Source organism: Streptomyces sp. NPDC056580 (genome assembly GCF_042793175.1).
Lineage (GTDB): Bacteria > Actinomycetota > Actinomycetes > Streptomycetales > Streptomycetaceae > Streptomyces.
Map to the genome: position 1 here is coordinate 351354 of NZ_JBHTVE010000003.1, position 22946 is coordinate 374299.

The 22946-nt window shown below is 76.9% G+C and carries 4 protein-coding genes; all 4 read right to left on the reverse strand.

Annotated features, from left to right (window positions below; all coding sequences use genetic code 11):
• Positions 1 to 8: 8 nt before the first annotated feature.
• The 4 genes from ACFQ9Z_RS08150 to ACFQ9Z_RS08165 all read right to left on the reverse strand — a co-directional run bounded on the left by ACFQ9Z_RS08150 (position 9) and on the right by ACFQ9Z_RS08165 (position 22850).
• The gene (locus tag ACFQ9Z_RS08150; protein ID WP_383012660.1) at positions 9 to 2657 is read right to left on the reverse strand and encodes a type I polyketide synthase; all 2649 of its coding nucleotides are present in this window, start codon (positions 2655 to 2657) and stop codon (positions 9 to 11) included.
• 29 nt (positions 2658 to 2686) lie between these two features.
• A complete protein-coding gene (locus ACFQ9Z_RS08155; protein WP_383012663.1) occupies positions 2687 to 3820 on the reverse strand; it encodes an OzmP in 1134 nt (377 codons plus the stop codon).
• A gap of 71 nt (positions 3821 to 3891) precedes the next feature.
• The gene (locus tag ACFQ9Z_RS08160; protein ID WP_383012666.1) at positions 3892 to 7368 is read right to left on the reverse strand and encodes an amino acid adenylation domain-containing protein; all 3477 of its coding nucleotides are present in this window, start codon (positions 7366 to 7368) and stop codon (positions 3892 to 3894) included.
• A complete protein-coding gene (locus ACFQ9Z_RS08165; RefSeq protein ID WP_383012669.1) occupies positions 7365 to 22850 on the reverse strand; it encodes an SDR family NAD(P)-dependent oxidoreductase in 15486 nt (5161 codons plus the stop codon). The genes ACFQ9Z_RS08160 and ACFQ9Z_RS08165 overlap by 4 nt, the downstream gene beginning before the upstream one ends.
• Positions 22851 to 22946: the final 96 nt, after the last annotated feature.

A 22946-nucleotide genomic window follows, 5' to 3' on the forward strand; every position in this document is an offset into this window, starting at 1 on the left:
GCCGGGGGTCAGGCCCGGTCCGTGGCCCGGGCCGCGGCCCGCTGGGCGCGCCGGGAGACACGGGCCGGTTCGGCCGGCGCGGCCTGGGCGCCGCCGGTGGCCGGGGCGAGGCCCATCAGCTCGGCGAGGTTGCCGACGAAGGAGCGGATGGTGGGGAACTCGACGAAGGCCGTGGCCGGGACCTCGAAGTCGAGCTGCTCGCCGAGCTTGGCGACGACCTCGATCAGGACCAGGGAGTCCAGGCCCAGGTCGAAGAGGTTGGTGTCGAGGGCGGCGCGGTCGCGGCCGCCGAGCACCTTGCCGATCTCCCCGGTGAGGTAGTCGGTGACGAGTCCCACGTTGTGCCCGGGGTCGTCCGGTTCGAACCGGTGCAGCAGCCGGTCGTCGTCCCGGCCGGCCGGTGCGGCGGGGCCGTGGCCGCCGGGCTCCACCCAGTGCCGGCGACGTTCGAAGGGCTGGGTGGGCAGCGGCACGCGGTGGACGTCCCGGCCGGCGTGGACGGCCTCGAAGTCGAGGGCGGCGCCCCGCGTCCACGCCTGGGCGGCGACGCCGAGCAGGTGGGCGTGGCCGGCCGGGGCGCCGTCCGGCGGGGTGAGCGGCAGGGCGAAGCGGCCGCCGTCCGCGAGCAGCGCGTCCAGTCCGTCGAGGGCGGCCGGGGCGGTCCAGGCCGCCGGGTCGCGGGCCTCGTCCTCGGTCATCCAGCGGCCGGTGCGCGGGCTGACCACGGGCAGGCGGGGCGCCTCGGCGCGCTCCGGCGGGGCGCCGGCGGCCAGGGCGAGGGCGGCGGTGAGCGGGAGCGCCCCGGAAAGGGCGGCGGCGGTGGCCGTTCCGGCGCCGGTCGCGGCGAGGCCGGCCGGGCCGACGCCCCAGGCGGTGAGGGCGGTGGCCAGGGCGTACTCGTGGGCGAAGGCGGCGTGCGGGCCGGCTTCGGCGAGCAGCTCCCCGGCCCGGCCGGCCCGGCCGAGGGCGGTGGCGCAGGCGTCGGCGGCGTCCCGGTAGGCGGGCACCGCGCCGTACAGCTCGGCGGTGTCCGCCGCGTCGGCGCCGGTGCCGGTGAGCAGCAGCACGGCGCCGGAGTCGCCGGGCCCGGCTACGCCCTGCCGGGTGCGCTCCTCGTCGCCGAGGGCGAGGGCCATGGCGGCCTCGCGGGTGCCGCGGGCGACCACGGCGAGCCGGTGCGGGTGGGCGCGGCGGCCGAGACCGAGGGTCTGGGCGACGGCGGCGAGGTCGAGACCGGGGTGGGCCCTGAGGTGGCGGGCGAGCGCTCCGGCGGACTGCTTCAGGGAGTTCGCGGAGCGGGCGGAGAGGACCAGCAGCTCCGGGTCGCGCCCGGGGGCGGCCTCGGCGCGGGCCGGCGGCTCCTCGAGGACGACGTGGGCGTTGGTGCCGCCGATGCCGAAGGAGCTGACGCCGGCCCGCAGCGGGTGGTCGCCCTCGGCCTTCCAGTCGGTGGTGCAGGTGTTGACGTAGAAGGGGCCGGCCGCGAAGTCGATCTCGGGGTTGGGCCGGGTGTAGTGCAGGCTCGGCACCAGCGTGCGGTGTTCCAGCATCAGCGCGGTCTTGATCAGGCCGGCCATTCCGGCCGCGGTGTCGAGGTGGCCGATGTTGGTCTTCACCGAGCCGAGCGCGCAGTACCCGGTGCGCTCCGCGCCGCCCTCCCGGAACGCCTCGGTGAGGGCGGCGACCTCGATCGGGTCGCCGAGCGGGGTGCCGGTGCCGTGCGCCTCGACGTAGCCGACGCTCTCCGGGCCGACGTCGGCGACGTCCTGGGCGTCGGCGATGACCTCGGCCTGCCCGGCGATGCTGGGCGCGGTGTAACCGGTCTTGCCGGAGCCGTCGTTGTTGACGGCGGAGCCCTTCACGACGGCGTGGATCCAGTCGCCGTCGGCCAGTGCCTCGGACAGCCGCTTGAGCACGACGACGCCCGCGCCGCTGCCGATGACGGTGCCCCTGGCCTCGGCGTCGAAGGCGCGGCAGTGGCCGTCGGGGGAGAAGATCATGCCGTCCTGGTACTGGTAGCCCTGGCGCGGCGGGGCGAGGTGCACGGCGCCGACGAGGGCCATGTCGCACTCGCCGCCGAGCAGGGCGAGGCAGGCGGTGTGCACGGCCACCAGGGAGGTGGAGCAGGCGGTGTTGACGCTCATGCTGGGGCCGCGCAGGTCGAGCTTGTAGGAGACCCGGGTGGCCAGGAAGTCCTTGTCGTTGGCGAGCATCAGCCGGTAGTGGTCGACGGTGGACGCGGCCCGGTAGCGCTCGCCGAGGTTGTGCAGCAGGTAGGTGTTGAGGCCGGCGCCCGCGTAGACGCCGATGTGCCCGTCGGTGCGCGCGGGGTCGTAGCCGGCCCGCTGCAGGGCCTCGAGGGCGCACTCCAGGAAGACCCGGTGCTGCGGGTCGAGGATCTCGGCCTCGTCGTGGGTGAACTGGAACAGCTCGGAGTCGAACAGGTCCGTGCCCTCGACGGTCTGGGCGGCGCGGACGTAGCGGGGGTCGGCCAGCCGTTCGGCGGGCACGCCGGCGGCGAGCAGTTCCTCGTCGGTGTAGCGGGTCAGGGTCTCGCGGCCCTCGCTGAGCACGTCCCAGAACCGCTCGACGGAGTCCGCGCCGGGGAACCGGCAGGCCATGCCGACGATGGCGATGTCGGAGTCGGAAGGGGTCATGGTGGTTGTCTCCTGTTGCTGCTGGTGTCTCAGCCGAGCTGTATGCCGAGGTCCGCGGCGACGGACCGCATGTCGAGGAAGCTCCTGGCGACGAAGCGGGCGGCGTCCTCGCCCGCGTCCATGCGCTGGAACAGGTCGATCAGGGTGCGTTCGTGCTCGTCGCGGTCGCCCTCGCCGGCGGCGATCTCCCGGACCACGGCGCCGAGCCGCTCCTCGACGTCCGCGAGGTCGAGCGAGCGGGGGAACTTGATGCTGAAGGTGTTGCGGTCGTAGGAGGCGTTGCGCTTGACGGACCGCACGTGGCTGGCCGCGTTGAGCTTGTAGAACATGCAGTCGTAGTTCTTGAACGAGTAGTAGTTCAGGAGCGGGAACAGGGTGCAGTGGGTCTCCATCGGCGAGGACTCGTACAGGCCCTTGGCGCGCAGTTCCTCGACGATCGCGTCGGGGTCGTAGTCGTGGCGCATCGCGATGAACGGGAAGACGATCTTCGGCAGGTTCTCGTCGTCGTCGAAGAGCAGTTCCTCCAGCTGCCCGCCGAAGAGGGTGTCGGTGAGCCGCTCCCCGAAGGTCCGGTAGAAGTCGCGGACGATCTCGCGGACGTTGGACTCCATGGTGAGGATCTGCTGCGGGTCGGCGCACAGCGCGATGTAGGGGATCTTCTGCCGGTAGGCCATGAGGATGGCGCGGAGCACGAAGAAGGTGCGGCAGGAGACGCAGGGCAGCTTCTCGTCGAGGTACTTGCCCGGCTTCTTGGGCGCGGGCCGGTTGAACACCTCGCGCATCATCAGCTTGATGTTGTCGTCGTCGGCGTCGAGGACGAACGTCGCCGGGATCTTCTCCCGGGCGAGCGCGATGTTCTGGGCGGCGTGCACGCTCTCGAACGGCACGTCGAAGGTGAAGGCCAGCACCCGTTTGCCGTACTCGTTGGCGAACTTGTCCAGCATGTACGTGCTGTCCTTGCCGCCGCTGTACATGAACAGGCAGTCGTACTCGCCGGGGGCGGCCTTCGCCTGCTGGAACTCGGTGAACACCTCGCTGGTGTAGCGGTAGTTGACGAGGAGGTCCGACGCGAAGTCCAGGTTGCACAGGTTGCACACCCCCTGGTCGTCGAGCACCACCCCGGGGTGGTCGGCCTTGAGTGAGCAGACGGTGCAGCTGGACACGGAACCCCCTGTGGAACCCGTCGGATACGGCTGTGCGGTGTGTGCGGTCGGTGCGGTGCGGCGGCCGGTCGTCACGGGCGCTGCCTGCGGTCGCGGCGCCGGGCGAGCGCGCCGGCGTCCCGGGAGCGGCGGGGCCGGCGCACGCCGGCGCCGGCGCCGGCGTCCTGCCCGGCGTGCGCGGCCATGGCCCGCACGGTCGGGTGGCCGAACATGTCGAGGCGGGTGACCCGCAGGCCGAGCCGCTCGCGCAGCGCGGCGACGACGGAGGTCAGGCGCAGCGAGTCGCCGCCCGCGTCGAAGAAGTTGTCCTCCGCGCCGACCTCGTCGAGGCCCAGCACCTCGCACCAGACGCCGGCGATGCGGCGTTCCAGGTCGGTGCGGGCGGCGGCCCCGCTCCCGGCGACCCGGGCGCCGCCCGGCCGTGGCAGCGCCGCCCGGTCGACCTTGCCGTTCGGGGTGAGGGGCAGTTCGGGCAGGGCGACGACGTCGGCCGGGACCATGTAGGCGGGCAGCGCCTCGCGCAGTCCGGCGCGCAGCTCGTCCGGGGCCGGGGCGCCGGAGCCGGTGACGTAGGCGGCCAGGCGGCGCTCGCCCGGCCGGTCCTCGCGCACGACGGCGACGGCGGCGGTGACGCCGTCGGCGCGCCGCAGCGCGGACTCGACCTCGCCGAGTTCGATGCGGTAGCCGTTGAGCTTGACCTGGCCGTCGATGCGCTCCAGGTACTCCAGGCGCCCGTCGGGCAGGTACCGCACCAGGTCGCCGGTGCGGTAGGCCCGGCCGGCGCCGCCCTCGGGCGCGGTCACGAAGCGTTCGGCGGTCAGTTCCGGGCGGCCGAGGTAGCCGTCGGCGACGCCGTCGCCGGACAGGTACAGCTCGCCGGGGACACCGGGCGGGACCGGCCGGCCCCGCTCGTCGAGCACATGGCAGCGGGTGTTGCCGACGGGGCGTCCGATGGTGACGGGCTCGCCGGGGCGCACCCGGTCGGCGGTGGACCAGATCGTCGTCTCGGTCGGCCCGTACATGTTGTGCAGGGCGCCGACGAGCGGGGCGAGCCGGTCGGCGAGTTCGCCGGGCAGCGGCTCGCCGCCGCACAGGGCGCGCAGGGCCGGGTCGCCCCGCCAGCCGGCGGTCAGCAGCATCTGCCAGGTGGTCGGGGTGGCCTGCAGGACGGTGGGCGCGGACCGCTCCAGGCGCTCGCGCAGGGCGAAGCCGTCGGCGGCGACGGCGGCGGACAGCACCTCCACGGTGCCGCCGCGCACCAGCGGCAGGTACAGCTCTAGGCCGGCGATGTCGAAGCAGACGGTGGTGACGGCGAGCAGCGAGTCGGTGGAGCCGAAGCCGGGGGTGCGGGCCATGGTCCACAGGAAGTTGACCAGCGCCCGGTGGCCGACCTGGACGCCCTTGGGCGTCCCGGTGGAGCCGGAGGTGTAGATGACGTAGGCGGGTGCGCCGGGGTCGGACCGGTCGAACGGCGCGGTCCCGTCCGTGCCGCCCGCGGCCCCGGCCAGGACCTCGGGCACCACGACGGGGGTGACCGGGAACCCGGCGAGGGTGCCCCGCAGGGCCTCGTCGGTGAGGACGAGGGCGGCGTGGGAGTCGGTCAGCATGTGGCCGATGCGGGCGGCCGGGTAGATGGGGTCGATCGGCACGTAGGCGGCGCCGCTGCGCATCACGGCGAGCAGGCTGACCGGCAGCTCCGCCGAGCGCTCCAGGAGGACGCCGACCACGGTCCCGGGTCCGGCGCCGAGCCCTGCCAGGTGCCGGGCCAGCCGGTCGGCGGCCGCGTCCAGTTCCGCGTAGGTCAGCTCGCGGTCCCCGGAGCGTACGGCGACGGCGTCCGGGGCGGCGCAGGCGAGGTCGCCGACGAGCCGGCTGACGGTGCTCTCGCGCGGATAGCCGGCGGCGGTGTCGTTCCACCCCCGCAGCACCAGTTCCTCTTCCCGGGGCGTCAGCAGGCCGACGGAGCCGAGCGGACGCCGCGGTTCGGCCGCCGCGCCGTCCAGGAACAGCGCGAAGTGCTCGCTGAGCCACCTCGACTGACGATCCGTCAGCTCGGTGCCGTCGAAGCGCACCGAGCCCTCGGCGTCGATCCGGACGGTCAGCGGGTGGCGGGCGGGCCCTTCCGGCGCGTCGGGCAGGGCCACGGCGACGGGCAGCCCGGCGCGGGCGGCGCCGGCCAGCTCGGGGTGGCGCAGCGGCACGTCGCGGCGGTACGGCGCACGGGCCCGGATCCGGTCCAGTTCGGCCCCGGCCCGGCCGGTGAGGTCGTCGAGGGTGCCCTCCAGCGGACCGTGCGGGACGCGCAGGGGCACCTCGGGGGCCAGCAGTCCGGCCGCCGCTCCCCCGGCGGCCGGTACGGAGACGGCGATGTCCTGTTCGCCGCCGCGGGAGAGCCGGGCGAGGAAGGCCAGGACCGCGGCGAACGCGAGCCGCTCGGGCGCGGCCCCGTGGCGGGCGAGTCTCCCGGGCAGCGGCACGGGGCCGGCCGGGCGCGCCTGCTCGGCCAGGGCGCCCAACCGGGGCGGCAGCACGGGCTCCAGCGAGCGCAGCAGCCGCAGCCAGTGCCGCTCCTGGCGGTGCGCGGCGCGGGCGGCCCCGGCCAGCTCGGCCGCGGCGGCGTCGGGCAGGTGCGGGAAGCGGCCGTCGTGGTCGCGGGCCAGGGTCCCGGCGAGCGCGACGGGGTCCAGCCGTTCGCCTGACAGGCTCGCGAGGTCGGTGAGGCGGACGTCCCGGTCGCCGGTGGCGACGGTGAGGGCGTCGGGCCCGGAGCCGACCACCGTGCCGGGCGCGGCGGTGGAGGCCCGGCCGGTGACCTCCACGCCGCGTACGGCGACCGGCTCACCGCCGAGGGCGAGCAGCGCGGTGCCGAAGTCGTTGCGGCGGCGCCCGAACGAGGTGGCCCGCACCAGAGCGTCCAGCTCGGCGGCGGGCTGGCGCCAGTCGAAGACGCCGGCGCGCGGCAGTCCGTCGTAGCGGCCGTGGTAGGTCCGCAGGCCGAGGTCCTGCGGGGTGCGGGTGGCCGTGCCGGCGGCGAGTTCGTCGACCAGTTCGGCGAAGGACTCGATGCCCGCCTCGAAGCAGGCGACGTCCAGGTCGTGCGCGGTGGCGTCCTGGTCGACGGGCACCGCGCGCCGCTTGAGCACGTCGCCCGTGTCCGCCTCGCGGTCCATCACGTGCCAGGTCACGCCGTGCTGCTTGTCGCCCTCGAGGATGGCCCAGCTCGTGGCGAACAGACCGGCGTGCCGGGGCAGCGGACCGTCGTGGAAGTTCACCGGCAGCCCGGTGGGCAGCGCCAGCACCTCCTCGGGCAGCATCCGCAGGTTGGCGATGCTGAACAGGTGGTCGAAGCGCAGCGGGGCCAGCCGCTCGGCGAGGTCCGGGCCGAACCGCACGGCGGGCAGGCCCTCGCCCTCGGCCCAGGCGAGCAGCTCGGCCGACGGGGACACCACGGCGGCCACCGTGTGCCCCCGGGCCAGGAGCAGTCTCGTGCACTCGACGAGGAGGGTCTCCTCGCCGATCACGACGCAAGTGAACGGCTCGGCAGTCATCGTCCGTCTCCTTCGAACTTCCCGCGCTCCGCGAGCAGTACGGCCAGCAGCTCGTCCACGGCCGCGTCGGACAGGCCCTCGACCAGACGCCCGGCGTCGTCGGCCGGGGCGGTGCCCGGCCCGGGAACCGGGGCGGAGCCGTGGGCGGCGGTCCCGGCGGGCGCCGGGACCGGCCGGACCCCGGCGGCGGCCGGCTCAGCGGACCGGGCCCCGGCCCCGGCCTCCGGGTCCGCGGTCCGCTCCGGTGCCGGGCCGGCGGTCCGCTCCGGTGCCGGCTCGGCGGTCCGCTCCGGTGCCGGCTCGGCGGTCCGCGTCGGACCCGGGTCGGCGGTCCGCTCCGGTGCCGGCTCGGCGGTCCGCTCCGGTGCCGGGCCGGCGGTCGGTTGTGGTGCCGGGCCGGTGTCCTTCGTCGCCAGGGTGTGGAAGTGCTCGGCCAGGCGCCGGACGGTGATGCGCTCGAAGAGCAGCGTCGCCGGCTGGGGGCCGTACACGCCCTCCAGTGCCCGGGTCAGTTCCAGCACGACGAGCGAGTCCACCCCGTAGTTCTCGAAGGTGAGGTCCGGGTCGATCCGGTCCGGGGCGAGTTCGAGCACCCGGGCGAACACCTCGGTCACCTTGCGGAGCTCGTCGTCGACGCCGGCCCGTCCGGCCGCGAGCGCGGGCGCGGGCGTCCGTGCGGGCTCCGGCACCGGGTCGCCGGCGGTCCGCCCCGCCGCCGGGGCGGCCGGGGTCCGGGGCACGGGGACCAGGCCGTCGCTGACGGCGGCGATGACGCTCTGGAAGGCCGGGCCGGCCTCCGTGGCCGGCGCGGCCGCGGCGATGCCGGTGAACCCGCAGCCGGCCAGCGCGTCCCGCCACTGGCGCTCGCTCGCCAGCGGCGAGCGGGGCAGCCGCTGCTCGGGGTCGGCGAACAGCCACCAGCCGGGGATCAGTCCGAAGACCAGCGCGAGCTGGTCCCGGGGGCGGGTGCCCTCGACCAGCAGCAGGACCCCGCCGCGCCGCAGCAACGCCTTGGCCCGCAGCAGCGTGCCGGCCAGCCGCTGCGTGGCGTGGAAGACGTTCGTGCCGAGCACCACGTCGTACGCGCCGGGCCCGACGCCCTGCTCCTCGGCGCCGGCCTCGATGTCGAGCACCTCGAAGCGGGCGAAGGGGTGGGCGGCGCCGAACCGGGCCCGGGCCTTGCGCACGAAGGCCGGGGAGACGTCCGTGAAGACGTACTCGACGGAGCCGGCGTACGGGGCGAGCGCGGCCAGCACGGTCGCGGTGGTCCCGCCGGTTCCCGCGCCCACCTCCAGGATCCGCACCGGGCGGCCGGCCCCGGCGGCCAGGAGGGCCCGTACCCGCTCGGTGACGAGCCGCGCCACCTCGGCGTTGCAGCGGTCGGTGACCGGGTCGCCCCGGTACACGGCGGCCACGCGTTCGGCGGAGCCGTCGGGGAAGAGGACGTCCATCGCCGAGCGGCGGCCGGTGAGCACCTCGGGCAGTGCGGCCAGGCAGTCCCGCAGCAGCGAGCCGATCGGGGCGAGGGCCGGGTGCCGGTCCGTCAGCTCCCGCAGCGCCGCCGCCGGAACCGCGTCGTCCTCCGCCGCGCGGTCCGTCGGTCGCAGGCCGCCGTCGGCGTCGGCGCTCAGCAGGCCCGCGGTCACCAGGATGGCGAGCTGGGCCTCGAACAGCGCCAGGTGCTCCGGTACGACGCCCAGTCCGGCGGCGAGTTCCGCGTGGCCGGGCGCCCGGCCGCCGGGCGTGAACAGCTCGAACAGGCCGGCCCGGCGCAGTGCCGAGGCCAGCAGCCGGTGCGCGAGGCCCTCCAGCAGCTCCACCGCGCGCTGGTGGGCGGCCAGTTCGGCGCCGTCGGCGCCGGTCAGGCCCGTGAAGCGGATCTCGGGCAGCGGGCCGGGGCCGCCGCCGGGCGGCCCGGGCAGCACGGTCAGGGTGCGGTCCGGGTCGATGCCCAGGCTGTCCAGGATGTGCCGCTCGGCGTCCAGCGCGAACACCTGCGGCAGGCCCGCCGCCAGCGCGCGCTCCACCACGGTCATGCCGCGCTCGGCGGTGAGCGGCCGGATGCCGGCCGCCTCGAACCGGCGCAGCACCCGCTCGCGTTCGGCGTCACCGCCCGCGTGCCAGTACCCGAGGTTCAGCACCCGCACCGGGAAGGGCAGCGTCCGCCCGGCGTGCAGGGCGTAGGCGTCGGCGAAGGCGCAGCCGGCCGCGTAGCCCGCCTGGCCGTGGTTGGCCTCGAAGGCCACGCCCGAGGAGTAGAAGAGCACGAAGTCCAGCGGCTCCCCGCGCACCGCGTCCAGCAGCGCGAAGGCGGTGTCCGTCTTGGACTCCACGGCGCTGCGCAGCTCCGGTTCGGACAGCTCGCGCAGCTCCCGGTTGACCAGCACCATCGCCGCGTGGAACACGCCGTGCAGGGCGCCGAACTCCTGCCGGGCCAGCCGGACGGCCCCGGCGAGCGCGGCCGGGTCGCCGGCGTCCAGGGCGAGGTGGCGCACCTCGGCGCCGTCCTTCTCCAGTTCGGCGACGACGCGCCGGCGCGTCTCGTCCAGCGGGGAGCGGCCGACCACGACCAGCTTCGCCCCGTAGGCGCGGGCTAGATGCCGGCAGGTGTCCCGGCCGACGGCTCCGAGACCGCCGACGACGAGGTAGACACCGCCCTGCCGGAGCGGGGCCGCCGCGGCGCCGGGCAGTTCGACGCGTTCCAGGGTGCGGACCCGGCGTACGCCGGACCGGATCGACACCGGGGCCGGGCGGGCCGGGAACGGCTCGGCCACGACCGCCCGCGCGGTGTCCCGGGCCTCGGCGGAGCGCACGTCGACCAGCGCGACCCGCAGGTTCGGGTACTCCTTGGCCGCCACGGACGCCAGTCCCCCGAGGCCGGCGGCCCACGGGGCGGAGGCGTCGCCCGCCTCCAGCGGGTGCACGTCGGCGGTGACGACCTTCAGCCGCAGCGGCCGGGCGAGGACGCCGTGCCGGTCCAGGGCCCGCACCAGGCGGTGCAGGGCGAGGACCGAGCGGTCGATCAGGGCCCGCAGTCCGGGCCGGCCGGCGGGCTCGCGGCCGGCGCCCGCCTCGGCGCCGAGGAAGTAGACCAGGTCCGGTGCGGACCCGCGCAGGGCGCGGTCCAGCTCGGCGTCGGCCAGGCCGTCGGCGCCGAGCGCCAGCCGGCGTACCTCCGCACCGGTGTGGGCGGCGGCGAGGTCCGCGGCGAGGCCGGTGTCCGGCCGCTCGGCGACCAGCAGCACGTTCCGGGCGGGTTCGGCCCGCCCGTCGGCGGGCCGGGCGGTCCACACGGGCCGGTGCACGACCACCGCGGGCTCCCTGGCCTCCCGGTAGGCCAGGCCGGTGAACCGGACGCGGGCGGCGCCGGAGTCGTCGCAGAGCAGGACGTCGTAGCGGTCCGCGCCGGTCCGGCGGACGTGGGACCAGCCGGTCCGCGGGACGGGGCCGAGGACGTCGACGCGGTCGGCCGCGAAGGGCAGCATCGTCCTGCCCCGGCCCTGACGGGCCATCAGGGCGGCGACGGTGTGCAGGGCGGCGTCGAGGACGCCCGGGTGCAGGGCGTGGGACACGTCGCCGTCGACGGCGCCGATCCGGCCGAGCACCTCCTCGTCGCCGGTCCACACCTCGCGGACCCTGCGGAAGAACGGGCCGTACGGCAGGCCCAGGTCCTCCAGCAGGCGGTAGAAGGCGTCCCCGTCCGGGCCCGCGTCGAGGCGGGCGCGCAGCCCGGCCACGTCGAGGGCGCCGGGTGCGTCCTGGGCGACGCCGACCCGGCCCCGGGACCGGACCGCGCCGTCCGGGCCGCGCACCTCGTACCCGTCGCCGTCGAGGGCCGCCGACACTTCGCCGCCGGAACCCGGCAGGGTCAGCGGGGCCACCCAGCGCACGTCCGTCAGGGCCCGGCCGGTCAGCGCGCCGTGCGCCTCGGCCACGAGGTCGAGGTGGCCGGTGCCCGGCAGGACGGGCCGGCCGCCGACGACGTGGTCGCGCAGCACGGGCTGGTCCGCGGTGAGCCGCCGCCGCCACACGCGGGACGCGGCGGGGGCCGGCGCGGCCGCCGGGGCCGGTGCGTCCGGTGCCGCCGCCGGCGCGGGGTCGCGCGGGGCGGGCACCCGGGTCCGGGCGGGGGCCGCCGTGCCGGCCGCGGGCGCCGCGGCCGGTGTCGCGGGGCCGGTGTCCAGCCAGTGCCGTACGCGCTCGAACGGGTAGGTCGGCAGCGGCACCCGGCGGGGTGTGCCGGGGCGCATCCGGTCGACCAGCTCCCAGTCGACGGTGACGCCGGACACCCACAGCCGGGCCAGCAGGTCGTCTCCCCCGGCGCGGATCTGGGCGGCCAGGAAGTCGTCGCCGCCGACGGTCTCGGTCAGCAGTCCGGCGAGCGCCGGGTGCTGCTCGACCCGGCCGCGGTGGAGCCTCTGGTCGTCCTCGCCGCGCCCGAAGGCGGTGAGCGCGGCCGCCGCGTCGGCGAGGTCGGCGGCGACGAACGCCAGCCGCTCGGGCAGCGGTTCGCGGCCGGTGCGCAGGGTGTGGGACACGTCGGCGAGGCGCGGCGCGCCCTGGTCGGCCCGCGCTGCGGCGTCCAGGGCGCGGCCCATCTCGGCCGCGTAGGCGCGCAGCCGGGTCTCGTCGCGGGCGGAGAGCACGATCAGGCCGGGCGTCCCGGGCCCGGCGTCGGCGGCCCCGGCGTCGGCGGGCTCGGGGGCGAGGTACTCCTCCACGACGACGTGGGCGTTGGTGCCGCCCGCGCCGAAGGAGCTGACGGCGGCGCGGCGCGGCAGCGGGCGGCCGTCGGCGTCGTACGGCCTGGGCCAGGGCCTCGTCTCGCGCTGCACGGTGAACGGCGAGCGGGTGAAGTCGATGACGGGGTTGGTCTCCTCGGCGAGCAGCGTGGGCAGCAGGGTGCCGTTGCGGAGCTGGAGCACGGCCTTGGTGAGCCCGGCGATGCCCGCGGCCCCCTCCAGGTGGCCGATGGCGGACTTCACCGAGCCGAGCGCGCAGAAGCCGGTGTCGGCGGTGTCCCGGGCGAAGGCCCGCGCGAGCGCGGTGTGCTCGATCGGGTCGCCGAGCGACGTGCCGGTGCCGTGGGCCTCGACGCAGCCGACGGTGCGCGCGTCGATGCCGGCGGCGGCCAGGGCCTGTTCGATCAGGGCCTGCTGGGCCTGCGGGTTGGGCACGGTGAAGCCGCTGGTGCGGCCGCCGTGGTTGACGGCGGTGGCACGGATCACGGCGTGCACGGTGTCGCCGTCGCGCACGGCGTCCGACAGCCGTTTGAGCAGCACCGCGCCGACCCCCTCGCCGGGCACGTAACCGCTGCCGCCGGCGCCGAAGGCCCGGCACCGGCCGTCGGTGGACAGCATCTTTCGGTGGCTGAGGTGGACGTACTTGTCCGGGTGGACGGAGACGTTCACCCCGCCGGCGAGGGCGTACGAGCACTCGCCGCGGCGGATGCTCTCGCAGGCCTGGTGGACGGCGACGAGCGACGCCGAGCAGGCGGTGTCCACGACCACGCTGGGGCCGCGGAAGTCGCCGAAGTAGGAGACCTGGTTGGCGATGGAGGCACGGTTGGCGAGCACCACCTGGTGGTTGCCGCGCGCCGACTCGGTGGCGGCGAGAACGGCGTAGTCGTCCCACATCACGCCGACGAACACGCCGACGTCGTGTCCCTGGCCGCCGAAGCGCGGCGCGGGGATGCGGGAGGGCGGGTAGCCGGCGTTCTCCAGCGCGGACCAGGCGGTCTCCAGGAACAGCCGTTCCTGCGGGTCCATGGTGCGGGCCTGCTTGGGTGAGATCCGGAAGAACAGCGAGTCGAAACTGTCGACGTCGTCCAGGAAGCCGCCCCAGCGGGCGTAGCTGCGGCCGGGTGCGTCGGGGTCCGGGTCGAACAGGGCGTCGGCGTCCCAGCGGCCGGCCGGCACCTCGGTGACGCAGTCGCGTCCCTCGGCGAGGTTGCGCCAGAACTCGTCCAGGTCGCGGGCCTTGGGGTAGCGCCCGCTGATGCCGACGACGGCGATCGGCTCGTCCGCGGAGGGCACCGGGGCGGCCTGCCCGGGCCGGGACCCGGGCGCCGGGGCGGGCACGGTGGCGGACGGCGCGGGCGCGGTGACGGCGGCGGTTCCGGTGGTACCGCCGGCGCCACCGCCGGTGTCGGCCGCGACGTCGGTCGCGATGTCGGCCGGGATGTCGGCCGGGAAGAGGCGGGCCACGGCGTCGGCGTGTTCGGCCAGGACGTGGTCGGCCAGCTCGTCGAGGGTGCGGCACTCGAAGAACACGGTGCCGCGCAGACCGGGGAAGTCCCTGCCGAGCAGGGAGTTGGACTCCATGACGAGCACCGAGTCCATGCCGTAGTCGTCGAGCGGGATCCGGCTGTCGAGCCGTCCCACGGGCAGCTTCAGCACTCCGGCCAGGGCGGTGCGCAGATGCTCGACGAGCCGGGCGCGCACGCGGTCGTCCGCGGCGGGCCGCGCCGGTGCGGCCGGGGCGTCACCGGCCGTCGCGGGCGGGGTGTCCGTGGCGGAGGCGGCGGCGGTGTTCCGGTCGGGGGCGGCCGTGGCGGGTGCGGCCGTGGCGGGTGCGGCCGTGGCGGCCGCGGCCGGGGTGGCCGCGGCCGGGGTGGCGCCGGTGAGGGCCGCGTCGACGGCGGCCGGCTCGCCCCAGGCGGGGACCAGCCACGCGGCGCCGGCGCGCAGGGCGCTGTCGAGCAGGGCGGTGCCCTGTGCGGCGTCCAGCGGCCGCATGCCGGTGCGGCGGGCGTAGGCGGCCAGCTCCTGTTCCCGGACCAGCCCGTCGACTCCGCCGACGGCCCACAGCGGCCAGGCCAGGGAGAGGCTGCGGCCGTGCCGGAGCCCCTGCCGCGTCCAGCCGTCGCGCAGGCCCGTGTACAGGTCGGCGAACCGGTTGGCCGTGGCGTAGCTGGCCGCGCCGAAGTCGCCGATGACGGAGGAGACGGAGGAGAACACCACGAAGCAGTCGAGGTCGTCGTCGCGGGTGAGCCGGTCGAGGTGGACCAGGCCGTGGGTCTTGGCCGCGAGCACCCGGGCGAACCGCTCCCGGTCGGCGGGGTCGGCGCGGCCCTCGTCGGCGACCCCGGCCAGGTGGAACACACCGTGCGGGGCCCCGAAGCGGTCGCGGGCGGCGGCCAGGGCTGCGGCCAGTTCGCCGTGGCGGGCCACGTCGGCGCGCAGGGCGAGCACCTCGGCGCCGAGCCCGGCGAGCGTGCGGTGCAGGTCGCGCGCGGCGTCGTCCGGCTCGGAGCGGCCGATCAGCACCAGCCGGGCCGCGTGGGTGCGGGCCAGGTGCTCGGCGAGGACCCGGCCGATGGCCCCGCCGCCCCCGGTGACGACGTAGACGCCGCCGTCGCGCAGCGGCGGTTCGGCGGCGCCGGTCGGGCGTACCGGCCGCAGGGCGCGGACCTGACGGGCGCCGTTCGCCGTGCGGCGCGCCTCGAGCCCGGCCGTGCGGGGCACGGCGCGCAGTTCGGCGGCGACGGCCTCGGCGGCCGCGTCGGCGGCGAGGGCCGGGTCGACGCCCAGGGTGAGCAGTTCCAGGCGGGGCGCGGTGGGCGCCGTCGACCGGGCGAACCCGGCCAGGGCGGCCCACTCCGGCCGGTCGTGGCCGCCGTCCTGGGGGTGGAGTACGAGCAGGCGCACACGGCCGGGCAGGTCGTCGGACCGGGCGGCTCCGAGCACTTGGAGCGCCGTGCCGCAGACCCGGTCGAGCAGGCCGGCCGGGTCCCCCGCGTCCGCCGCCGGGGCGGGGGCGGTCAGGCCCCCCGCGACAACCAGGTCGAGGCCGTCGGGATGGGCGAGCCCGGCGAGGGCGTCGGCGAGGGCGCCGGGGTCCTCGGGCACGTTGACCACCCGGCGCCACACCCCGGTCGCGGCGAGGGCCGCCTCCAGTTCGGGGTGCCGGCCGAGGACGGCGAGGGTGTCGGCGGCACTCCCCTGCGCGGGTTCGCCGGCGTCCTGCCAGTACGGCTCGTAGAGGAGCGCCGAGCCGCCCGCGGGCACGGCGGCGCCCGTCACCGGGGCGGCCTCGGACGCCTCGCCCGTGGTCCCGGGCACGGTGGCGGGCGCGGGCACGGACAGGGACCCGGACGCGGGCACGGAGGCGGGCACGGAGGCGGACGTGGACGCGGAGGCGGGCGCGGGCACGGGCACAGGCACGGAGGCGGGCGCCGGCGTGCGGCCCGCGAAGTCGCGCAGCTCGGCGAGGACCCGGCCCCGCTCGTCGTAGACGGTCAGGTCGAAGCGGCCGGCCCCGGCCGCCTCCCCCGTCCGCCGGGCGTGCGCGAGGCAGACTGGCGGCAGCGGGGCGCGCACGTCGAGCGCGCCGAGGCTGAAGGGCACCGCGAGTTCGCCCGCGCGGGGCGCGCTGGTGCGGCCGGCCCAGTGGCAGGCCCGCAGGGCGCCGTCGAGGAGCGCCGGGGGCACCTCGGTGGCCGGGCCGCCGGCGCCGGCGTCGAGCCGGACCAGGGCCTCGCCGGACCCGGTGCGGATCTCGTCGATGACCTGGAAGGAGGGGCCGTAGCCGAACCCGGCGGCCGTGTAGTCGGCGTAGGCGCCGGCCCGGTCGCGCAGGACGGGCAGCCGGGCGCGCAGCGCGTCGAGGTCCTCCGCCGCGGCGGGCGCGGCGGCCGGGGCGGGGACGGCGCGGCCGCGGGCGTGGGCGCTGCGTTCGCCGCCGTCTTCGCCGTACACCTCGAAGAGCAGGGCGTCGCCTTCCGGCCGGAAGGACACGTACACCGTCCGCTCGCCCTCCGCGACCTCCACCGCGCGGCCCCACACCACCTCGCGCAGGTCGTGCCGTACGCCCGGCCGGGCGAGGTGGGCGGCGGCGCGGACGAACTCCAGCGTCGCGGCGCCGGCCAGCACGCGCCGGCCCCCGACGACGTGGTCGCGCAGCAGCGGGTCGCCGGGCCGCAGCCTCTTGGCGAAGCGGACCTCGTCCACGGTCGACTCGTTGGCGTCGACCAGCGGGTGCGGCGCGGACGTGCCGAGGTCCGGGTCGAGCGGGATCCAGTAGCGCTCGGGGGCGAACGGGTAGAGCGGCGCGCGGGTCCGGCGCGGGGCGGGGCCCGGCCGGCCGGCGTGCCAGGCCCGCCAGTCCACGTCGGCGCCGGTCAGCCAGCGGCGGGCCAGTTCGCCGAGCGGACCTTCGTCGGTGATCCCGGCCTGGGGTTCCCCGCCGGCGCAGCGGCGCAGCGCGGCGACGATCGCCTCGCCGTCCGTGGCTACCACGGCGAAGCGCGCGTCCATGGCCTCGCGGCCGGTCTGGCTGGTGAAGCACAGATCGGCGAGCGGCACCCGCTCGGTCTCCAGGAAGCGGGCGGCGCGTTCGGCGTGGGCGCGCAGCCGCTCGCCGTCCCGGGCGGACAGGACGAAGGCCACCGGCTCGCCGGTGTGCTGCCGTGCGGCGGGCGCGTCGGCCGTCGGGTCCGGGCGCGGCGACTCCTGGAGGACGAGGTGGGCGTTGGAGCCGCCGGCGCCGAAGGAGCTGAGGCCGGCGCGGCGCGGGGTGTCCGCGTCGGCGGGCCAGTCCGCCAGGTCGCGCTGGACGCGGAACGGGGAGCGCTCGAAGTCGATGTTGGGGTTCAGCTCCTCGGCGTGCAGCGAGGGCACCAGCGTGCGGTGGGCGAACTGGAGCAGCACCTTGGTGAGTCCGGCCATGCCGGCGGCGGACTCCAGGTGGCCCACGTTGGACTTCACCGAGCCGATCGGCCAGGTGCCGGGCCCGGCCCCGGCGCCGCGGTAGGCGTGGCCGAGCCCGGTCAGCTCGATCGGGTCGCCGAGCGCGGTTCCGGTGCCGTGGGCCTCGACGTAGCCGATGCCGTCCGGTGCGACGCCGGCCTGCGCCATGGCGGCGGTGACGGCGCGCTGCTGGGCGTGCGGGCTGGGCACGGTGTAGCCGTTGGTCCGGGCGCCGTGGTTGACGGCGCTGCCGAGGATGAGGCCGTGGACGCGGTCGCCGTCGGCCAGGGCGCGCCGGTACGGCTTGAGCAGCACGGCGCCGACGCCCTCGCCGGGCACGTAGCCGTCGCCGCCGGCGCCGAAGGCGCGGCAGCGGCCGTCGGAGGAGAGGAAGCGGCCCTGGCTGAGGAAGGCGTACTTGTAGGGGTGGACGGAGACGTTGACGCCGCCGGCGAGGGCGAGTTCGCTCTCGCCCCGGCGCAGGCTCTCGCAGGCCAGGTGGATCGCGGTCAGCGAGGAGGAGCACATGGTGTCGAGCGCCATGCTCGGGCCGGAGAGGTTCAGGGCGTGGCTGACCCGGTTGGCGATGGTCGCGAACGACGAGCCGGTCAGCGGGCGGCCGCCGCGCAGCGCGTCCAGGGCGCCGTGGAACTGGTACTCGCCGTACATCACGCCGACGTACACGCCGACCGGACGGCCCGCCAGGTCGGCGCGGCGGTAGCCGGCGTCCTCCATGACGTGCCAGGCGTTCTGCAGGAACAGCCGTTCCTGGGGGTCCATCAGCTCCGCCTGGCGCGGGGAGATGCCGAAGAACAGCGGGTCGAAGCGGTCGACGTCGCGCAGGAAGCCGCCCCAGCGGGTGTGCGCGCGGCCGGGCGCGGCCGGGTCCGGGTCGTACCAGCGGGTGTGGTCCCAGCGGTCGGCGGGGATCTCGGTGACGCAGTCCCGGGCCTGCGTCAGGTTGGCCCAGAACTCCTGGAGGTCGTCCGCCAGGGGGTAGCGGCCGGCGATGCCGATGACCGCGATCGCGTCGCCGTCCTCCTCCGGCGGCGACGAGGGTGCGGCGCTCCGTGCGCCGTGCGCCGTGCGGGCGGTGCGGGCCGTACGGGAGGGGCGCGGCGGCGTGCCGGCCTGGGAGGCGGCCGGCGACGGTGCGGCGGCGGTCCCGCCGGTCTCCCCGGCCCCGGCGGTCCCGCGCAGTTCGGCGCCGTGGTGCTCGGCGAAGTAGCCGGCGAGCTCGCCGAGGGTGGCGTACTCGAAGAAGAGGGTCTTGGACAGCCGGTCGAACCGCTTGCCCAGTTCGCGGTTGAGCTTGGTGATCGTCAGCGAGTCGATGCCGTGGCGCTCGAACGGGTCGTCCTCGCCGAGTTCGGCCGGGTCCAGGCCGGTCTCGGCGGCGATCAGGGTGCGCAGCAGTGCGACGGCCAGGGCGCGCGGCTCCGCGCCGCCGGGGGCGCCGGTGGCCTCGGCGGTGGCCGGGACGCGTACGGCGGGGGCGCGTTCCGACAGCGCGCCGTCGATCCTCTCCAGGTCGCCGTGCGCGGCGACGAACGCGCCGGGCACGCCGAGGACCCGCTCGAACAGGGCGAGGCCGGCGCCGGTGGGCAGGACGCCGAAGCCGGTGCGCGCGGCGATGTCCGCGGCGGCCTCGGCGGTCTGCCGCATGCCGCCCCCGGCCCACATGGGCCAGGCGACCGAGGTGATCCGCGGGTGGTGTTCGGCGTAGGCGTCGAGGTAGGCGTTGGCGTACGCGTAGTCGGTCTGGCCGGCGCTGCCGATGTGGGCGGCGATCGAGGAGAAGGCGACGAAGAAGTCCAGCGGGTCGTCGGCGGTGGCGGCGTCCAGCGCGCGCACGCCGCTCACCTTGGGCGCGAGGACGGCGGCGAAGTCGTCGGCGGACTTGGTCAGGGCGAAGCCGTCGCGCAGCACGCCGGCCGCGTGGACGACGCCCTTGACGGGGCCCATCTCCGTGCGGATCGCCGCCAGCACGCGCTTGACGGCCGCCGGGTCGGAGACGTCCGCGGTGCGGTAGGAGAGGCGGTCGCCGAGTGCGGCCGGCGGCCGCTCGCCGCGGCCGAGCAGCACCACGCGGGCGTCGGCGCGGGCGAGGATCCAGTCCGCCACGGCACGGCCGAGTCCGCCCGCGCCGCCGGAGACGACGTACACGCCGCCGTCGCGGACGGCGGCCGGTTCGGCGGCCGGGGCGGGCGCGGGCCGGGGCACGCGGCGGCCGCCGGTGGTGTGGGCGACCTCGGGGTCGCGGCCGTCGCCGGCCAGCTCGGCCGCGAGCGCGGCCGTCTCGTCGACGCCCTGGGCGAGTCCCACGGCCTGCACTGCGAGCAGCGGGTTCTCGGCCCGTACGGTCCGGGCGAAGGCGCCCAGCGCGGCGCGCTCGGGCCGTGCGCCGCCGGCCTCGTGCCGGTGCAGCAGCAGGACGCGCACGGGCCGGCCGGGCCGGGCCCGCAGCAGCCGCTGGACCAGGCCGAGCGCTTCCTCGGCCGTGGGCTCGTCCGCCAGCAGCACGTCCGGTACGGCCCCGTCGGCCAGGCCGGTCCCGGTCTCCGGCCCGGTCCCGGTCTCCGGCGCGGTCCCGGTCTCCGGCGCGGTCCCGGTCTCCGGCGCGGTCCCGGTCTCCGGCGCGGTCCCGGTCTCCGGCGCGGTCACCTCGCCGACGCCACAGCCGGTCAGGGCGGCGGTGAGCCGCTCACGGCGGGCGGCGGTCGCGGCGAGGACGACGCCGGTGGCGCCGGCCGGGGCGCCGGCGGGCTCGGCCGGCGCGTCGGTCCAGCGGCGCACCAGCAGGGCCTGCTCACCCGGTTCGGCGGGTCCGCCCGCGGGCGCCTGACCCGTGGCGCCGAGCACCCGTACGGCCAGGTCGGTCAGCCGGGCGAGGACGGCGCCGTCGGCGTCGGTCAGGGTCAGGTCGGCGTGCGCCGACCGCTCGCCCAGCCGGCGGGTGGTGACCAGCGCCCGGCAGGCCCCGTCGACGGGGGCGTGCACGGTCAGCCCGGCGAGGGCCAGCGGCAGGAACCCCTCGGCGGCGGCGCCGTAGGAACGGGCGAGCAGCAGCACCAGGGCGTGCAGGGCGCCGTCGAGGAGCGCGGGGTTGAGGACCGCGCCGTCGAGCGCGGCGCCGTCGGGCAGTTCGAGGGTGGCCAGCGCCTCCCCGTCGCCCATCCGGACCTCGGCGAGGGCGCGCATCCGGGGGCCGTAGTCGAGTCCGAGGCCGCGCAGCGCGTCGTAGCACTGGGGGTGCGCGAGCGTCTCGGTGCAGCGGGCGGCCGCCGCCGCGAGGTCGGCCGGGGCGGGCCGTTCGGCCGGGCCCGGCTCGATGCCGCCGGCCGCGTACACGGTGTCGTCCCCGGTGATCTCGAACCCGACGGCGTCGTCCTCGCGCCACAGCGAGATCAGGGAGGTGCGCTCTCCGGCGGCGTGGCTCAGCAGCCGCTCGAAGGAGACGCCGTGCAGACGGACGGCCGTGCCGAGCGACAACTCCCCCGCCGCACGGGCGAGTTCCAGGTGCGCGACGGCGGGCATGACGGGTTCGCCCTGGACCCGGTGGTCGGCGAGGTAGTACTCCTCGCCGGTCCGGGTGGTGCGGTAGGCGAGGGTGTCGAGGGTGGAGACGTTCTCGTCGAGCAGGGGGTGCGGGCCCGGTGCCGCGGGCTGCCCGGCGCCGGCGCCGTCGGGTCCGGTCAGCCAGCAGCGCCGGCCTTCGAACGGGTAGGTCGGCAGCGGCACCCGGCCGCGCTCCTCGCCCGCGAACCAGGCGGCCCAGTCGACGTCGGCGCCGGCCTGCCAGGCACGGGCGACCGCGTCCCACGGTCCGTCGGCGATGCCGAGGGCGGCCCCGCGCACCTCGTCCGCCGCGCCGCGCAGCGCGATCCGGTCGCGGCCCCGGGCCGGACGCGGCGCCGCTGCGTCGGGGCGGCCGAGGGCGGCCACCGCCTCGGCGGGCGTCAGCGCGCCGGTGACGCACGCGGCGACATGGGCGGCGAGCCCGTCGCCGTGGACGGCGACGGGCCGCAGCCCGAGGTCCAGCCACAGCCTGCCGAGCGCGTACTGCACGGCGAAGGCGGCGCCCCGGGCGCCGTGGTCGAGCGCTCCGGCGGTCACGGCGGTGGCGTGGTGCACGGCGAAGGCGGGGTCTGCGGCGCACCACCGCTCGGCGAGCGCGGCCGCGTCGGGGACCTCCTTGGCGAAGACGAAGGAGATCTCGCCGGTGGCGGGCCGTTCGGGCGCCTCGGCGCCGCGCAGCGCGTCGGCGAGGGCGGCGCGGTCGGAGCCGGTGACGGCGAGCCGGTACTCGTGGGCGCGGCGCCCGACCGCCAGGGTGTAGGCGACGTCGGCGAGGGCCGCCCGGTCGTCGCGCTCCAGGTGGTCGGCCAGGTCGCCGGCCGCGGTGCGCAGGGCGGTCGGCGTGCGGGCGGAGACGACCAGGACCTGCTGGGGGCGCGAGCCGCCGGTGGCGGGCGCGGGCGGGGCCTCCTCCAGCACGGCGTGCGCGTTGGTGCCGCCGATGCCGAAGGAGCTGACGCCCGCGCGCAGCGGGCCGTCCCCGGTCCACGGGGTGGTGCCGGTGCTGACCTTGAAGGGGCTCGCGGCGAAGTCGACGGCCGGGTTGGGCGTGCGGTGGTTGACGGTCGGCACCAGGGTGCGGTGCTTCATCATCAGCGCCGTCTTGATGACGCCGGCGACGCCCGCGGCGGCGTCGAGGTGGCCGACGTTGGACTTCACCGATCCGATCGCGCAGAAGCCGGTGTCGGGGGTGCTCTCGCGGAACGCCTTGGTGAGCGCGGAGATCTCGACGGGGTCGCCGAGCCGGGTGGCGGTGCCGTGGGCCTCGACGTAGCCGATGGTGCGCGGGTCGACGCCGGAGACGGTGTGCGCCTCGCGGATGACGGCGCTCTGCCCGGCCGCGCCGGGGGCTGCGAAACTGACCTTGCCGCTCCCGTCGTTGTTGGTGGCCGTGCCCTTGATGACGGCGTGGACGGTGTCCCGGTCGGCGAGGGCGTCCCGCAGCGGCTTCAGCACGACGACGCCCACGCCGTTGCCAAGGACGGTGCCGCTGGCGTCGGCGTCGAAGGCGCGCACGTGCCCGTCCCGGGACAGGATGGCGCCCTCCTCGTACAAGTAGCCCTTGACCTGCGGCAGTTTGACGGTGACGCCGCCGGCCAGGGCCATGTCGCACTCGCCGTTGATCAGGCCCTGGCAGGCCAGGTGGAGGGCGACCAGCGAGGTGGAGCAGGCGGTCTGCACGGTGTAGCTCGGGCCCTTGAGGTCGAGCTTGTAGGACAGCCGGGTGGCCAGGTAGTCCTTGTCGTTGCCGACCATCACCGCGAAGTGGCTTGAGGTGGTCGTCTGGTCTACGTGCGGCAGGACCTGCTGCTGGAGGTAGGTGTTGACGGCGGCGCCGGCGTAGACGCTGATCAGCCCGTCGAAGCGGGCCGGGTCGTAGCCGGCGTGCTCGAGGGCCGCGTGCCCGGTCTGCAGCATGATCCGGTGCTGCGGGTCGGTCATGGCGGCTTCGGCCGGGGTGAACTCGAAGTACCCGGTGTCGAACAGGTCGACGCCGGGGATGACGCCGTGCGCCGGCACGTAGGCGGGGTCGGCCAGCAGCCGGGAGGGGACGCCGGCCGCCGCCAGTTCCCCGGGGCTGAACCGGGTGATGCCCTCACGGCCGTCGCGCAGGAGACGCCAGAAGGAGTCCAGGTCGTCGGCGCCGGGGAAACGCCCGGCCATGCCGATGATCGCCACATCCGTCTCGGCCGCCTGGACCTCGGGGCTGCTCACTTGGCCAACTCTTCCTTCTCGTACGGCTGTCCGGTTGCGGACGGCGGGTCGCCGGCCGTGCTGGATCGGGGGCGGGTGCCCGTCGGGGGTGCCGGG

Coding starts and splice junctions, on each gene's coding strand:
- ACFQ9Z_RS08150 (WP_383012660.1), bottom strand. CDS start 2,657: ATGACCCCTTCCGACTCCGACATCGCCATCGTCGGCATGGCCTGCCGG.
- ACFQ9Z_RS08160 (WP_383012666.1), bottom strand. CDS start 7,368: ATGACTGCCGAGCCGTTCACTTGCGTCGTGATCGGCGAGGAGACCCTC.